13 protein-coding genes are annotated in these 16,555 nt (G+C 63.8%); 11 read left to right on the top strand and 2 right to left on the bottom strand.

Going from position 1 to position 16,555, the window contains the following annotated elements; translation table 11 throughout:
* Nucleotides 1-58 precede the first annotated feature (58 nt).
* The 9 genes from H8A92_RS15670 (at nt 59) to H8A92_RS15710 (ending at nt 10,122) form a co-directional block, all read left to right on the top strand.
* Nucleotides 59-2,182: a TonB-dependent receptor family protein gene (locus H8A92_RS15670; RefSeq protein WP_229196667.1), complete on the top strand. Its 2,124-nt coding sequence runs from the start codon at nt 59-61 to the stop codon at nt 2,180-2,182.
* Nucleotides 2,183-2,193: 11 nt separating this feature from the next.
* On the top strand, nt 2,194-3,420 hold the full coding sequence (locus H8A92_RS15675; protein ID WP_229196620.1) for a sialidase family protein: 1,227 nt from the start codon (nt 2,194-2,196) through the stop codon (nt 3,418-3,420).
* Complete coding sequence (locus tag H8A92_RS15680) at nt 3,417-3,914, top strand: TlpA family protein disulfide reductase (protein WP_229196621.1); 498 nt, start codon at nt 3,417-3,419, stop codon at nt 3,912-3,914. The genes H8A92_RS15675 and H8A92_RS15680 overlap by 4 nt, the downstream gene beginning before the upstream one ends.
* A gap of 34 nt (nt 3,915-3,948) precedes the next feature.
* Entirely contained in the window at nt 3,949-4,476 is a 528-nt protein-coding gene (locus H8A92_RS15685) for a copper chaperone PCu(A)C (protein ID WP_229196622.1), read from the top strand.
* A gap of 7 nt (nt 4,477-4,483) precedes the next feature.
* Nucleotides 4,484-5,011, top strand: coding sequence for a YcnI family copper-binding membrane protein (locus tag H8A92_RS15690; RefSeq protein WP_229196623.1), 528 nt, complete (start codon nt 4,484-4,486; stop codon nt 5,009-5,011).
* Nucleotides 5,012-5,015: 4 nt separating this feature from the next.
* Nucleotides 5,016-6,578, top strand: a complete 1,563-nt coding sequence (locus tag H8A92_RS15695; protein WP_229196624.1) for a copper resistance CopC/CopD family protein — start codon at nt 5,016-5,018, stop codon at nt 6,576-6,578.
* A 164-nt stretch (nt 6,579-6,742) separates the two neighbouring features.
* The gene (gene proS, locus H8A92_RS15700) at nt 6,743-8,062 is read left to right on the top strand and encodes a proline--tRNA ligase (RefSeq protein WP_229196625.1); all 1,320 of its coding nucleotides are present in this window, start codon (nt 6,743-6,745) and stop codon (nt 8,060-8,062) included.
* Nucleotides 8,063-8,133: 71 nt separating this feature from the next.
* The gene (locus H8A92_RS15705; protein WP_163153491.1) at nt 8,134-9,414 is read left to right on the top strand and encodes a lipoprotein-releasing ABC transporter permease subunit; all 1,281 of its coding nucleotides are present in this window, start codon (nt 8,134-8,136) and stop codon (nt 9,412-9,414) included.
* Between the two features lie 9 nt (nt 9,415-9,423).
* Entirely contained in the window at nt 9,424-10,122 is a 699-nt protein-coding gene (locus H8A92_RS15710; RefSeq protein ID WP_229196626.1) for an ABC transporter ATP-binding protein, read from the top strand.
* 279 nt (nt 10,123-10,401) lie between these two features.
* On the opposite strand, the gene H8A92_RS15715 is transcribed toward H8A92_RS15710, so the two are convergent.
* Both H8A92_RS15715 and H8A92_RS15720 read right to left on the bottom strand, forming a co-directional pair.
* Nucleotides 10,402-10,671 carry a DUF3551 domain-containing protein gene (locus H8A92_RS15715; protein WP_229196627.1) on the bottom strand — a complete coding sequence of 90 codons (270 nt, stop codon included), beginning with the start codon at nt 10,669-10,671 and terminating at the stop codon, nt 10,402-10,404.
* Between the two features lie 117 nt (nt 10,672-10,788).
* Nucleotides 10,789-11,082 carry a DUF3551 domain-containing protein gene (locus H8A92_RS15720; protein WP_229196628.1) on the bottom strand — a complete coding sequence of 98 codons (294 nt, stop codon included), beginning with the start codon at nt 11,080-11,082 and terminating at the stop codon, nt 10,789-10,791.
* 294 nt (nt 11,083-11,376) lie between these two features.
* On the opposite strand from H8A92_RS15720, the gene H8A92_RS15725 reads away from it, so the two are divergent.
* Together H8A92_RS15725 and dnaE are read left to right on the top strand one after the other, a co-directional pair.
* Entirely contained in the window at nt 11,377-12,111 is a 735-nt protein-coding gene (locus H8A92_RS15725) for an outer membrane protein (protein ID WP_229196629.1), read from the top strand.
* An 847-nt stretch (nt 12,112-12,958) separates the two neighbouring features.
* Nucleotides 12,959-16,483, top strand: coding sequence for a DNA polymerase III subunit alpha (dnaE, locus tag H8A92_RS15730; protein WP_229196630.1), 3,525 nt, complete (start codon nt 12,959-12,961; stop codon nt 16,481-16,483).
* Nucleotides 16,484-16,555 lie beyond the last annotated feature (72 nt).

The raw sequence follows: 16,555 nt of genomic DNA on the forward strand, positions 1-16,555 counted from the left end.
CGCAGCCCCGGCGGCTGGCGAGAGTCCGGGGGAGACGCTTGCCGCGACCCGCGACGGCTTGAACCGGGCGCCCGCAGGCCAGACCCAGACCACCATCGACCGCAGCCGGTTCGACAACCGGCCGTCGTTCTCGGTCGCCGACGTGCTGCGCGACAGTCCGGGCATCTCGATCAAGCAGGGCAACGGCCCGCGCGATTTCGGTATCTCGATCCGCGGGTCTAACGCCCGGAACGGCTTCGGCATCCGTAACCTCGTCATCTTCGACGACGGCTTCCCGGTCACCCAGCCGGACGGCCTGTCGCGCAGCGACCTGATCGATCCGCATGCGTACGGCGCGATCGACGTGGTCCGCGGCCCGTCATCGGCGCTGTATGGCAATTACGCGACCGGCGGTGCGTTGAATTTCCGGACCCGGCCCGGCGGGACCATCGACGGTGTGGAATACGGCGTCGACGGCGGCAGCTTCGGCTATCTCAACAACTATCTCGCCGCAGGCAAGAAGGTCGGCAATTTCGAGGGCTCGCTGTTCGCGAGCGACGCGCGCGGTGACGGCTATATCGGCAACAGCTGGTTCAATACCCAGACCGTCAATTTCCTCGGCACCCTGCAGGTCACGCCGGACGACCGTTTCACGGTGAAGCTGATCAACAACGACCTGACGGCACGCCTGCCGATCCGCTCGTCGCTCAATCAGTTCTATCAGAACCCGTTCCAGCAGGGCTGCGCGACGGGTGCGACCGCCGCACCGGGGTGCGGAACCGTGACCTTGTTCAACAACGGTTTCAATTCCGCGGCGGGGACCGACAAGGAAACCGCGGTCCAGGCCGGCCTCGGTCGCGACGACCGGCGCACCATCGTCGGCGGTCGCTGGGAGCACGACTTCGACAACCAGACCATGTGGCGCAACCAGTTCGTGTTCGACGACCGCAACATCAGCCAGCCGACGGGATCGACGAGCGCGATCGGCGACTTCCCGTCCTACAACTACATGAGCGATGTCGTCAGGCGCGGCGATATCTTCGGGATGGATTCGACGGCCTATTTCGGCGGCTTCTACAACACGCTCACGGCTTCGAGCGATACCCGCAATGTGGTGCCGGGCGGCAATGCGACGCTTGGAAGCCTGTCCAGCAACCTGTTCAGCACGACGACGAATTACGGCCTGCGTGCACGCGAGGAGTTGAAGCTCACGCCCGCGTTGACGGCCATCGCCGGCATCGGCTGGGAGACCACCAATCTCACGGGGCGAAACACCGCCTACAGCTACGCCGGTGCCGCTGGCGCTACGTCCACCGCAATCACGACGGCGGACCGGCAATTCCAGAACACCGCGCCTGAGCTCGCGTTGCTCTACCGAGTGAACAGCGATTGGCAGTTCCGCGGACGGGTGGCAACGGGATACGGCACGCCGCAGGTCAGCAATTTGTTCGTGTTGCCGAGTGGCTTTTCGGGCAACAACACCCAGCTGCGGACGCAGAAGAATCTCGGCTACGACCTCGGGGCCGACTGGACGCCGAACAATGCGCTCAAGGTGAGCGTCACCGGGTTCTACGAATTCTTCAAGGACGAGCTTGTTTCGCAGGCGACCCCGCAATCGGGTATTTCCTACACGTTCAACGCGCCACGATCGGAGCATCGCGGCGTCGAACTGGCCGCCGATTGGACGTTCCTGCCGGGCTGGCGGTTCTCGGCCGCCTACACCTATCTCGACGAGGTCTACACTGAGTACGTCGAGAACATCAGCAACGGCGCGGTGTTCGGCTTCAATCGCGCCGGCAACAAGATCCCCGGCATTTCGCCGAACGAGCTGACCACGCGGTTGGGTTACGACCAGTTGTCGGGTCCGTTGCAGGGGCTCGGCGGGTTTGTCGAAGTCCAGTGGAAGGACAGCTTCTACATGGATAATGCCAATCTCCTGAAGGCGCCCGGCTACGAGCTCGTCAACCTCAATCTGCATTACAAGACCGATCTCGTCTCCGATTCATTCAAGTCGATGAATCTGTATGTCGAGGTCCGGAACGTGTTCGACCGGACCTATGTGGCTTCGGCAAACAACATCGCAAATTCGGTGACCGCGGCCGGCATTCAAAATCCCGCGAGTGTACTGGCGAACTCGACCAACTCGATCTATGCCGGATCGCCGCGCGCCTTCGTGGCGGGCATGAGGATTGCGTTCAGATGAGCAGCGCATCGATGTCATACCGAAAGCCTGCGGCTCTGATGGTGCTGGCAACGGTCATGCTTGCGGCCGTGCCGAACCTCGCGGTCGCGCAGATGAGCCATCAGCACGCCTCCGAGGCGGCCTGCGAGGAGACCGTCCTGCGCTGCGCGACCAAGGTCACTCCCGCCTTTGGGCCGGATGGGACCTTGTGGCTGACGTGGATGGCCGGAGGCCAGATCTCCGTCGCGAGCTCGAAGGACCAGGGCAAGAGCTTTTCCGCTCCGGTGCAGGTCACCCGGGACCGCCTCAACCTGGATTGGGGACCGGACGCGCGGCCGAAGCTTGCGATCGATGCGAAGGGCGAGATCGCCATTGCCTTTTCGACCTTTCGCGATCAGGCCTTCAACGGCCAGGTTCTGACCACGCGGTCGACCGATGGCGGCCGCAGCTTTGATCCGCCGAAACCGATCACCGTAAACAATGAGAGCCAGCGCTTCGAGGTGATCGGCTTCGATCCCGCCGGCACCGTGTTTGCGGCGTGGCTCGACAAGCGCAACCGTGTCCCGGCGCAGCAGCGCGGCGAGAAGTATGACGGGGCCGGATTGTTCTTTGCTTCGTCGAAGGACGGCGGCGCGACCTATTCCGATGCGCAGCTTGCAGCCGACAATACCTGCGAGTGCTGCCGTCTCGCCCTGGCATTCGATGGCGCAGGCCATCCGGTGGTGGTGTTCCGGAACATCTTCGAGGGCGGCGTGCGCGACCATGCGATCGTGACGTTCTCCGGTCTGGCCACACCCGGCGATTTGCATCGGGTGAGCCGGGACGACGGGCAGATCGCGGCATGTCCGCACCACGGTCCCAGCCTGACCATTTCGCCTGAAGGAACCTACCATGTGACCTGGTACACCAACGGCAAGGCGCGCAAGGGGTTGTTCTATGCGCGGTCGCGCGACGGCGGCAAAACGTTCTCCGATCCGCTCGCGGTCGGTCAGCCAAATCGAAGCCCGTCACGGCCGCAGATCGCCGCGGGGCCGCAGGGGCTCGTGATGGTCTGGAAAGAGTTCGACGGGCAGAAGACATCAATCAATCTGATGACATCGCATGACGATGGAGCGACCTGGTCGAAGCCCAGCGTTATCGCCGACACCGCCGACAGCTCCGACCATCCGCTGCTGGTCTCGGATCGCCGGCAGACCTACCTGTCGTGGATGACAAAGGCCGACGGTTACCATCTTCAAGCGATCGAGGGCGAACCATGAAACGTCACTTGCTCGCTGTGCTCATCCTGCTGGCGACGCTGCCGTCAGCACTCGCGGCCGGAGAGGGCGCGCCGAGGCCGTTCGAACGCGGCAGCTGGCAAAAGCTGCTGCATGCGCACGCCGGTCATCCGACCCTGGTGCATTTCTGGGGCGTCACCTGCGGCCCATGCAAGGTGGAGCTGCCGCAGCTCGGCCAGTTCATGAAGGATCATCCCGGTATCGACGTCGTCACGATCAGTGCGGATCTGGTTCCGAACCTGCCGGATGCGACCCGATCGATGCTCGATCGCGCCGGGCTAGGATCGGCCGAGAACTGGATTTTCGACGACGGCTTTGCCGAGCGATTGCGGTTTGAGATCGACCCGGCATGGCAGGGCGATATCCCGCGAACCATGCTGATTGCCCGTGACGGAACGATCACGACGATCGAAGGCTCAGCTGAAATCGCCGATTTGAACAAATGGTCTGACGCCCAGGCTGCAACGATCCGATAACACGACAACTTCAATCTGAAAGGACCCAGCCGCCATGAACACTTTCTCCCGCATCCTCGCTCTCACCGCGCTGACTGCCGCACTGGCGTCGACCTCCGTACGGGCGGAGGACGTCAAGGCTGGCGACCTCGTGATCACGCAGGCGTGGACGCGCGCGACGCCGAACGGCGCCAAGATCGGCGGCGGCTATCTGACCATCGAGAACAAGGGAACGACGGCTGACCGGCTGGTGTCGGGCTCCGCCGACGTCGCCGGCAAGGTGGAAGTCCACGAGATGTCGATGGACAACGGCGTCATGAAGATGCGCGCGCTCGACAAGGGATTGACCATCGAGCCGGGCAAGACCGTGAAGCTCGCGCCCGGCGGCTTCCATCTGATGATGTTCGACCTGAAGAACCCGTTGAAGCAGGGCGACAAGGTGCCGGTCACGCTCGAATTCGAGAAAGCCGGCAAGGTCGCGGTCTCGCTGGACGTGCAGGCCGTCGGCGCGCAATCTCCTGGAGGCGCCGATCATTCCGGCCATGGCGACCATTCCGGTCACATGGACATGAAGAAGATGTGAGGGAGCCATGAGATCACACACGCTCCTCATTGCCGCGGCTGCGCTGCTCGCAGCGCAGCCTGCGCTTGCGCATATCACGCTTGAAGGAAAGCAGGCGCCGGTCGGCTCGTACTACAAGGCGGTGTTCGCCGTGCCGCATGGCTGCGCGGGGTCGGCAACGATCAAGATCCGGGTGCAGATTCCGGAAGGCGTGATCGGTGTGAAGCCGATGCCGAAGCCCGGTTGGACTCTCGATACGGTCACCGGCAAATACGCGGCCCAATATGATTACCACGGTGCCAAGCTCTCCGAGGGCGTCAAGGAAGTCGCCTGGAGTGGTGGCAAGCTCGCGGACCATAACTACGACGAGTTCGTGATGCAGACGTTTCTCACCGACACGTTGAAGCCCAACACCACGCTGTATTTCCCTGTCGTGCAGGAGTGCGAACAAGGCGTCAGCCGCTGGATCGATATTCCGGCCGAAGGGCAGGGCGGCGGGCACGACCATGGCAGCAAGACACCGGCGCCCGGCGTCAAGCTGCTGCCGAAGTCCTAAAGCCGTGCGGCTGGTCGCAATGCTAGCTGCGCTCGTCGTGGCGCTGTGCGTTGCGACCGCCGCCCATGCGCATGCCGTCCTGATTGCGGCCGAGCCGGCCGACGGCAGCGTGGTGGCGGAAGCGCCGAAGACGGTGGTGCTTCGCTTCAACGAAGCGGTGGCGCCGACGGCAGTCAGCCTGCTCGACGCTACAGGCAAACCACGCGACGTCGCGTTCCGCGCCGTGGACCAATCGGTGATGGTGACGCTGCCGGCGGACCTGCCGCAGGGTACGCAGGTGGTGAGCTATCGCGTGGTGTCGCAGGATGGCCATCCCGTCGCGGGCTCGCTGCTGTTCTCGATCGGCGTCGTCACCGGCTCGGCGGCGCCGTCAGGCGACGGCGTGCTCCATGCGTTGATCTGGCTGGCGCGGCTCGGGCTCTATCTCGGGCTGTTTGCCGGCGTCGGCGGAGTGTTCTTTGCCGCCTGGATCGGGCAGGGTCCGGCAGGCGAACGGCTGATCATGTGGTCGCTCGGAATCGGCCTTGTCGGCGCGGTCGCCTCACTTGGCTTGCAGGGCGTCGATCTGCTGAACCTGCCGCTCTCGGGCATTCTGACATGGGCGGCATGGGCCAGTGCCGCCGGCACCAGCCTGTTTCCCGCCCTGCTGCTTGCGATTGCCGCGATGTTGATCGCGGCGATTGCCTGGCGCAGCCCGTCGTTCGGCGCGGCCTTTATCCGCACTGCCGTCGCAATGATCTGTGTCGGGCTGTCGTTTGCGGTCAGCGGCCATGCCGCCACCGCCTCGCCGCAATGGCTGACGCGGACCGCACTGTTCATCCATGGCGTCGGTCTGGCGTTCTGGATGGGGGCTCTTGGGCCGCTGGCTGTGCTCGCCTGGCAGCGCAAGGATTCACTGCTCCGCGTGCTCCGGCGCTTTTCGATGCTCGCGGTGCCGGTCGTCGCGTTGATAGCCTTGTCGGGCCTCGTGCTCGCGGTCATCCAGCTCGAAAGTCTTCGCGCGCTGATCGACACCGGATACGGCAACGTCCTCGTCGCGAAACTCGGGCTGGTGGTGTTGCTGCTCGGGCTCGCTGCGCTGAACCGGTTGGTGTTCACACCGGCCATCGCGCGCGAATTCCACCGCACGCGGCCGCTGCAACGCTCGATCGCGCTCGAGTTCGTGCTGATGATCGGCATCCTCGGCCTGGTTGCGTTATGGCGCTTCACGCCGCCGCCGCGCGTGCTGGCGATGTCGGACGATGTTCCGCTCGCGGTTCACATTCACACCGATGCCGCGATGTTCCAGGTGCTGATCGCACCGGGCAAGGTCGGGCAGAACGACTTCGTCCTGCAATTGATGAACGGCGATGCCAGCCCGTTCGCGGCCAAGGAGGCGACGCTGACGCTGAGCCTGCCCGAGCGTGGCGTCGAACCGATGGAACGCGCCGCCGCGCTTGGTCCCGACGGCTATTGGCACGTGCGCAAGGTGCCGTTGACGGTCCCGGGCCGCTGGCACATGCAGATCGACGCTCTGGTGAGCGATTTCAAGAAAGTGACACTGGAAGACGATTTTGAGGTCAGGTAAAGCCACGGTCAGCGAGCTCAGTACCTCGGCGGGACGCAAATCGCTCAAATGGCCGAAAATCGCCTGATTTGAAGGGTTTTTGTCATTTGGCGGCCTTGTGTTTTCGCACCCGATCCGGTTTCACTGCAGCTCTTCCCACGCTTTCCTGATTCCCGAGTAACGCCATGCGATTGTCGCGGTTTTTCCTGCCTATCCTGAAAGAAAACCCGAAAGAGGCGGAGATCGTCTCGCATCGGCTGATGCTGCGCGCGGGCATGATGCGGCAGGAGGCCGCCGGCATCTATGCCTGGCTGCCGCTTGGCTTCCGGGTGTTGAAGAAGATCGAGCAGATCGTGCGCGAGGAGCAGGACCGCGCCGGTGCGCTCGAGCTGTTGATGCCGACGCTGCAACTCGCCGACCTCTGGCGCGAAAGCGGCCGCTACGACGCCTATGGCCCGGAGATGCTGCGCATCCTCGATCGTCACAAGCGCGAGCTGTTGTACGGGCCGACCAACGAGGAAATGATCACGGAGATCTTCCGCTCCTACGTCAAGTCCTACAAGAGCCTGCCGCTCAATCTCTACCACATCCAGTGGAAGTTCCGCGACGAGCAGCGTCCGCGCTTCGGCGTGATGCGCGGCCGCGAATTCCTGATGAAGGACGCCTATTCGTTCGATCTCGATGAGGCCGGCGCGCGGCGCTCCTACAACAAGATGTTCGTTGCGTATTTGCGCACCTTTGCGCGGATGGGCTTGAAGGCGATCCCGATGCGTGCCGAGACCGGTCCGATCGGCGGCGACCTCAGCCACGAGTTCATCGTGCTCGCGGAGACCGGCGAGTCCGGCGTCTTCATCAACCGCGATGTGCTGGACCTGCCGGTGCCGGGCGAGGATGTCGACTATGACGGCGACCTCACGCCGATCATCAAGCAGTGGACCTCGGTCTATGCTGCGACCGAGGACGTCCACGAAGCCGCGCGCTTCGAACAGGAAGTGCCCGAGGCAAAGCGGCTCAACACTCGCGGTATCGAGGTCGGCCAGATCTTCTATTTCGGCACCAAATATTCCGACACCATGAAGGCGATGGTGGCGGGGCCCGATGGCGTCGACGTGCCGATCCATGGCGGCTCCTACGGTGTCGGCGTGTCGCGCCTGGTCGGCGCGATCATCGAGGCATGTCACGATGAAGCCGGCATCAAATGGCCCGAGGCGGTCGCGCCATTCCGTGTCGCGATCCTCAACCTCAAGCAGGGTGACGCCGCGGTCGATGGCGCCTGCGAGCAGCTCTATCGCGACCTCTCGGCGAAGGGTGTCGACGTGCTGTACGACGACACCGATCAGCGCGCCGGGGCCAAGTTCGCCGCCGCCGATCTGATCGGCATCCCCTGGCAGATTCTGGTCGGACCGAAGGGGCTTGCCGACGGCAAGGTCGAGGTGAAGCGCCGCAGCGACGGTTCGCGCGACAATATGAGCCCCGCCGACGTGGTCGCGAAGCTCGCGGGTTAAAGTTTATTCACGCCGCGCTGTCGGCGGGGTAATCCGGCCACATTTGGCCCGAATCATGGGATTATCGAAAGATGGATGAGACCATGAACGAGCCAGTCCGCACCCCGCCTTTTGCGCCATTCGAATGGCTGCTGTCCGGACGCTATTTGCGCGCGCGCCGCAAGGAAGGGTTCATTTCAGTCATCGCCGGCTTTTCGTTCCTCGGCATCATGCTCGGCGTTGCCACGCTGATCGTGGTGATGGCCGTCATGAACGGCTTCCGCAAGGAGCTGCTCGACAAGATCCTCGGCCTCAACGGGCATCTTCTGGTGCAGCCCTTGGAATCGCCGCTGACCGACTGGAAGGACGTCGCCGACCGCATCAGCCAGGTGCAGGGCATCCGGCTCGCCGCGCCGGTCGTGGACGGGCAGGGGCTCGGATCGTCGCCGTTCAACGCGGCCGGCGTCTTCATCCGCGGCATTCGCGCCGACGATCTCAACAATCTTACCTCGATTGCCAAGAACGTGAAGCAGGGCTCGCTCGAGGGCTTTGACGAGGGGCAGGGGGTTGCGATCGGCCGCCGGCTTGCCGATCAGCTCTCGCTGCATGCGGGCGACATGATCACGCTGGTCTCGCCGAAGGGCGCGGTGACGCCGATGGGCACCACGCCGCGCATCAAGCCCTACAAGATCACCGCGGTGTTCGAGATCGGCATGTCGGAATACGATTCGACCTTCGTGTTCATGCCGTTGGCCGAGGCGCAGGCCTATTTCAACCGCAACAACGACGTGTCCTCGATCGAGGTGTTCACCACCAATCCGGACAAGATCGACACCTACCGCAAGCTGGTGACGGAGGCGGCCGGGAGACCGGTCTTCCTGGTCGACTGGCGACAACGCAATTCGACCTTCTTCAATGCGTTGCAGGTCGAGCGCAACGTGATGTTCCTGATCCTGACCATGATCGTGCTGGTCGCGGCACTCAACATCGTCTCGGGGCTCATCATGCTGGTGAAGGACAAGGGGCAGGACATCGCGATCCTGCGCACCATGGGCGCCTCGCAGGGCTCGATCATGCGGATCTTCCTGATCACCGGCGCCTCGATCGGCGTGGTCGGAACGCTGACCGGCTTCGCGGTCGGCATGCTGATCTGCCTGAACATCGAATCGATCAGGCAGTTCCTGTCGTATCTGACCAACACCGAGCTGTTCTCGCCCGAGCTGTATTTCCTGTCGAAGCTGCCGGCCGAGGTCGATTTCGGCGAGACGCTCGCCGTCTTGATCATGGCGCTGACGCTGTCCTTCCTTGCGACACTCTACCCGTCGTGGCGCGCCGCGCGCCTCGATCCGGTCGATGCGCTCCGGTACGAATAAGGAGCGCACATGGCGGAGGGGGCGGAAGACACACCGGTCATCTATCTTCATGACATCAAGCGGGAATACCGCCAGGGCGAAACGACGCTGACGATCCTGAACGGCGCCAAGCTCGCGCTGTGGCCCGGTCAATCGGTGGCGCTGGTGGCGCCGTCCGGATCGGGCAAGTCGACGCTGCTGCACATCGCGGGCCTGCTGGAGACCCCCGATGAAGGCGAGGTCTATGTCGCGGGTACGCCGACCTCGCAGATGTCCGATATCGACCGCACGCAGATTCGCCGTTCCGATATCGGCTTCGTCTATCAATCGCACCGGCTGTTGCCGGAGTTCTCGGCGCTCGAGAACGTCATGCTGCCGCAGATGATTCGTGGGCTCAAACGCTCCGAGACCGTAAAACGGGCGACCGAGATCCTGTCCTATCTCGGGCTCGGCGACCGCATCACCCATCGTCCGGCCGAACTCTCGGGCGGCGAGCAGCAACGTGTGGCGATCGCACGCGCGGTTGCCAACGCACCGCGGGTGCTGTTTGCGGACGAGCCGACCGGGAACCTCGATCCGGGCACGGCCGATCACGTCTTCAATGCGCTGATGCAGCTCGTGAAGGCGACCCGGGTCGCGATGCTGATCGCGACCCATAATCTGGATCTCGCCGCCCGGATGGATCGCCGGGTGTCGCTTTCGAACGGACAGGTCGTCGAGCTCGAATAGTTTCGAGTGAAGCGGGTCGCGGTTCGTGTGAAGAAAATGCGCTAAAGACAGGAATCTGAAGCCTTTTTCGTTCCGCTTCAATCGGAGCGGAAAGACTCTGGCCGTCAAGAAAGACCCTGGCCGTTAAGAAAGACTTGGGTTCCTCAAAAAAACTTTGGCCTCAAAAAGAGTTGGGCCCTTAAAGCGCGATGAGATGAGGTCGAATCGTCATCGCGCTTTAGCTCTTTGTTTGAGCATGATCTTTTCGGAAAACCGCTTCGAACTATTCCGGATCATGCTTTAGTAGGCCGGGTGGCGCCGTCTGCCGGATTGGCTCGGACGACGGTCGATCGGCGCCCCGGCATAATAGGGGTTGTTGATGCACATGGCCGCCAGGCCCGACGCCGAGGCGCGGCACTGCTCCAGCGACGTGTAGCCGCAGTCGGTATCCTCGCCGCCCCATCGGTAGTTGGTTTTGCAGACCGGCGAGGTCGAATCGTACTTCTGGGCGTTGGCTGGTGCGCTGGCGACGATGCCGAGGGCCGCGACTGCCAGAATCAAGCTGCGCATCAGGATCTCCTGTCGATCAGGTGCCGGCGCGTTCGTGCCGGGCGCGCGTGAATAGGCAGCCTGGCGTGAATGTGCATCAAGTCACATTCCCGTAGCCGTCACCCGAAGCCTGGGCTGTCAGTGGATGAACAGATCGAAGAAGCTGTCACCGCGCTCCCGCGCGCGCGTATGCAGATACGAGCGCGGGTCGTTGTCGCCGGCATAATAGGGATTGGCGACGCAGGTCTGCCCGATGCCCGAAGCGGTGGCCAGGCACGCCTCATAGGACGGATACGAGCAGGCGCTCAGACCGGGATAGCGGTCGCCCTGAATGCAGAACGGGTAGCGCACGCCGACGGCATGGGTGGGCGCGGTACCCAGCGTTGCGAACGCGACCACCGATGCGGCAGCAGCAAGAATCATCGTCCGCATGTGCATTCCTTTTGCTGCGCAGATTCGATTTCGACCACGATCCAAATCGGACAAGCCGGTTCCGGTCAACACGATCTTGCGCGCAGCCGCGCACACAGAATTGAATTGTGAAAATTGTGCGGCGGCTATGTGGCAAAAGTTCCAAGAAGTGCTTGTAATACAGTATTAACTTAAAATTTGAGAGAAGTCGTTTGACCCTGCCTGTTGCAGCGAAGTTACAGCAATTCCGTCGAGGGCTGCTATGAGGATGTCTCGCGGCCTTGGGGGCCTGTAGAAAAAAGTTGGAACGGGAAAATGAAAAAGATTTTGCTTGTCACCGCCAGCATGATTGCGCTCAGCGCGACGGCTGCCTCCGCGGCTGACCTCGCGGCTCGCCCTTACACGAAGGCTCCGCCGCCGATCGTCGCCACTGTTTATGACTGGACCGGGTTCTACATCGGTATCAACGGTGGTTGGGCCCAGAGCCACGACAACCGTTCGGTCGATGGCCTCGGCGGCGTCGGCAGCTACGACGCCAACGGCGGCACCGTCGGTGGCCAGGTCGGCTACCGCTGGCAGACCGGTGGTTGGGTGTTCGGTCTCGAAGCTCAGGGCAACTGGGCTGACCTGACGGGCAGCACCAGCAACCTGGTCGTCCCGGGCGGCGTCGTCCGTTCGAAGACGGATGCGTTCGGCCTGTTCACCGGCCAGATCGGCTACGCCTGGAACAACGTTCTGCTGTACGCCAAGGGCGGTGCTGCGGTCACCGATCGCAACTACCAGTTCCTGGCTCCCGGCGGCGCGCTGGCGTCCCAGACCGGCTACGACACCCGTTGGAGCCCGACGGTTGGTGTTGGCCTCGAATTCGCCTTCGCCCAGAACTGGTCGCTCGGCATCGAGTACAACCACATCTTCGAAGACACCCACGGCGCGACCTTCGTGACCCCGGCTGGTGTTGGCGTGACCGGCTTCCACACCGGTGGCGACACCGACATGGTCCTCGGCCGTCTGAACTACAAGTTCGGTGGCCCGGTCATCGCGCGTTACTGATCGCTCGCTTCATTCAAGCAGCGTCGAAAACCCCGGGCTTCGGCCCGGGGTTTTTTGTTGGCTTGACGGATCGAACCATCGGCCGCGATGGCGGCGCGTCGTTCCTGGTTCGTCGGCGAGGCCGGGACACTCCGCCGCTCGATCCTGGACCTCGCCGGGGCGTTTTCCTCAGCTCACGCCGCGTACTGGCATCGTACGGGTAGGGCTCAATGTCGGGCATCCTCCGGTCGCCGCCGATGGACGTCTGGTTGGGACAGCACGCGTCCGCCGCGGCATCAACTAGGAAGGCAGCCTCACGCGACCAGCAGGCAGACCAAGCCGGCGGTCACTATCGCCACCCAAACCAGCGATAACCGGAAATAAAGCAGATCGCGCGTCATGGGCGCGAATGCTAGGCCGCACGTCTGACGCGGACCTTACGCTGCCAGCTCCCGCCACGGTTAACCACGGGAATTCTTTCGGGGTCAGTTTTCAAACTGACCCAAGACCCTCGCTTGACTCCAGGAACAAAAAAGGAACAATGTTCTGCATACGTTCCAGTTCAGGGAGAGCGGCCATGTTGAAGATTTTCGTGCAGGAAGCTGCAGCGCTGGCATCGATCACGCTGTTCGTCGGGATGATCGCGGTTTGGGCCCAACTGATCACCCAATTCTGAAAATGCGCCCGCAGCGCCAGAGGCATAGCCTGGCCCTGGGGATAAGCGGGAGGACCGGCCGCCACGCCGCGTTGGGCGTGGACTTGGCGGGGGCGAAGCTCCACGATGGGGATGCGAGTCGAGCCTGATGCTTTCGGGTTCCAGCTTTGGTACTCGCGCCGTCCCTGACTCAAAGAGATCCCTCGAGCAGCCATGCCGAACGCCGGATTCGTTCATCTTCACGTTCATTCCGCCTATTCGCTGCTGAAGGGCTCGATCAAGATCGCCAAGCTCGGCGAGCTCGCGAAGGCGGACCGCCAGCCGGCGCTGGCGCTCACCGATACCGACAACATGTTCGGGGCGTTGGAATTCTCCGACAAGATGGCCGGCTACGGCATCCAGCCGATCGTCGGCTGCGAGCTGGCGGTGGACTTTGGCGACGTCGACCCCAATACGCGCAGCATCCTGGCAACGAACGGACCTGCGCGCATCGTGCTGCTGGCGGCGCGCGAACGTGGCTATCAGAACCTGATGCGGCTGAACTCGCGGGCGTTCCTGGAGACCCCGGTCAACCAGACCCCGCACATCAAGATCGATTGGCTGGCCGACCACGCCGAAGACCTGATCGCCCTGACCGGCGGGCCCGACGGGCCGATCGCGCTGGCGCTGCGTGCCGAGCAGGCGGCGTTGGCGACCACCCGCTGTGAACGCCTGGCCGGCCTGTTCGGCGATCGCCTCTACATAGAATTGCAGCGCCATGGCGCCGAGAAGGAGCGCCGCACCGAGGGCGGCCTGATCGATCTGGCCTATGCGAAGGGCCTGCCGCTGGTCGCGACCAACGAGCCGTATTTCGCCAGCAGTGACGACTATGAATCGCACGATGCGCTGCTGTGCATCGCCGGCGGCCACCTGATCGCCGAGACCAACCGCGAGCAGCTGACCCCGGATCACCGCTTCAAGACCCGCGCCGAGATGGCGGTGCTATTCGCCGATATTCCGGAAGCGCTGGCCTCGACGGTGGAGATCGCCGAACGCTGCTCGTTCCGCCCGAAGACCCGCAAGCCGATCCTGCCGTTCTTCACGGTCGGTGGCGCGGCGAGCGCTGACGCCGCTGCCGACGAAGCCGCCGAGCTGAAGCGCCAGGCGGAGGAGGGGCTCGCCAATCGCCTGCGGGTGCACGGGCTCTCGCCGGGAATGACCGAGGAGGACTACAGCAAGCGGCTGGCGTTCGAGCTCGACGTCATCATGCGCATGAAATATGCGGGCTATTTCCTGATCGTCTCCGACTTCATCAAATGGGCGAAGGCGCAGGGCATTCCGGTCGGACCGGGCCGCGGCTCGGGGGCTGGCTCGCTGGTCGCGTGGGTGCTCACCATCACCGACCTCGATCCGATGCGGTTTGCGCTGCTGTTCGAACGCTTCCTCAATCCCGAACGCGTCTCGATGCCGGACTTCGACATCGACTTCTGCCAGGACCGCCGCGGCGAGGTGATCCAGTATGTGCAAGAGCGGTACGGACGCGAGCAGGTGGCGCAGATCATCACCTTCGGTACGCTGCAGGCGCGCGGCGTGCTGCGCGACGTCGGGCGCGTGCTGCAGATGCCGTACGGGCAGGTCGACAAGCTGACCAAGCTGGTGCCGCAGAATCCCGCGGCTCCCGTGACGCTGGCGCAGGCCATCGAAGGCGAGCCGAAGCTGCAGGCGTTCCGCGACGAGGATCCGGTGGTAGCGCGCGCGTTCGATATCGCGCAGCGCCTCGAGGGCCTGACGCGCCACGCCTCGACCCACGCCGCCGGCATCGTGATCGGCGACCGGCCGCTGAGCGAGCTGGTGCCAATGTACCGCGATCCGAAATCGGACATGCCGGTCACCCAGTTCAACATGAAATGGGTCGAGCCGGCGGGCCTCGTGAAGTTCGACTTCCTCGGCTTGAAGACGCTGACGGTGCTCGACGTCGCGGTGAAACTGCTCAAGCAGCGCGACGTCCATGTCGATCTCGCGACGCTGCCGATCGACGACGCGCCGAGCTACCAGATGCTGGCGCGCGGCGATGTCGTCGGCGTGTTCCAGGTGGAAAGCCAGGGCATGCGGCGCGCGCTGATCGACATGCGGCCGGACCGCTTCGAGGACATCATCGCGCTGGTGGCGCTGTATCGCCCGGGCCCGATGGCGAACATCCCGACCTATTGCGCGCGCAAGCACGGCGACGAGGAACCGGAATATCTGCATCCGATCCTGGAGCCGATCCTGAAGGAGACCTTCGGCGTCATCATCTATCAGGAACAGGTGATGCAGATCGCGCAGCAAATGGCCGGCTACTCGCTCGGCCAGGCTGACCTGCTGCGCCGCGCGATGGGCAAGAAGATCCGCGCCGAGATGGACAAGCAGCGCGACGTCTTCGTCGCCGGCGCGATGAAGAACGGCGTGGGCAAGGGCCAAGCCGAGACGATCTTCGAGCTGCTCGCCAAGTTCGCCGACTACGGCTTCAACAAGAGCCACGCGGCGGCCTATGCGCTGGTGTCGTACCATACCGCCTACATGAAGGCGCATTACCCGGTCGAGTTCCTCGCGGCGTCGATGACGCTCGAACTCAACAACACCGACAAGCTGTCCGAATTCCGTTCCGAGGCGCAGCGGCTCGGCATCAAGGTCGAAGCGCCCAACATCAATCGTTCGGGCCCGACCTTCGAGGTCAGCGGCAACACGATCTATTACGCGCTCGCCGCGCTGAAGGGCGTCGGCATCCAGGCCGTCGAGCAGATCATCGAGGAGCGCAACAAGAAGGGCCCCTTCACCTCGCTCGCCGATTTCGCAGCAAGGGTGAGCCCGCGTGCGGTCAACAAGCGGATCATCGAGAGCCTTGCGGCGGCCGGCGCCTTCGACACGCTGGACCCGAACCGTGCCCGCGTCTTCGCCGGCGCCGATTCGATCCTCGCCGCCTGCCAGCGCAGCCACGAGGCGGCGACCTCGGGCCAGAACGACATGTTCGGCAGCGCGCCGGACGCGCCCAGCATCATGCTGCCGCAGGTCGAGCCGTGGCTGCCCGCGGACCGGCTGCGGCGCGAATATGACGCGATCGGCTTCTTCCTGTCGGGCCATCCGCTCGACGATTACGCGACCGCGCTGAAGCGGCTGCGGGTGCAATCCTGGGCGGAGTTCTCGCGCGCGGTGAAGACCGGCGCCACCGCGGGCAAGGTCGCGGCAACCGTGGTGTCGCGGATGGAGCGGCGCACCAAGACCGGCAACAAGATGGGCATCATGGGCCTGTCCGACCCGACCGGCCATTTCGAGGCGGTGCTGTTCTCCGAGGGGCTCGCGCAGTATCGCGATGTGCTGGAGCCTGGGGCTGCCGTGCTGCTGCAACTCGGCGCCGAGCTGCAGGGCGAGGACGTGCGGGCGCGGGTGCTGCACGCCGAGCCGCTGGATCACGCTGCGGCCAAGACGCAGAAGGGCCTGCGCATCTTTGTGCGCGACACCAAGCCGCTGGATTCGATCGCCCGCCGCCTCAACATGCCGGAAGCCGCGCCGGCCACGGGCAGCGCCGCAAAGCTGCCGGCGGTGAAGCCTGCCGCTGCGCCGCCACTCGCGGCGGGGGCCGATGGCGACGTGTCGCTGGTGATCATGCTGGACCTCGAAACCGAGGTCGAGATGAAGCTGCCGGGCCGCTACAAGGTCTCGCCGCAGATCGCCGGCGCGATCAAGGCGGTCGCCGGCGTGGTCGACGTGCAGACGCTGTAGCCGACGGTCCCGGCGACGCTGCGGAAAGCCAACTTCGGCTTAAGCACTATTGCAACCACACCGTGCTTCTTT

Source organism: Bradyrhizobium acaciae (assembly GCF_020889785.1).
Taxonomy (GTDB): domain Bacteria; phylum Pseudomonadota; class Alphaproteobacteria; order Rhizobiales; family Xanthobacteraceae; genus Bradyrhizobium; species Bradyrhizobium acaciae.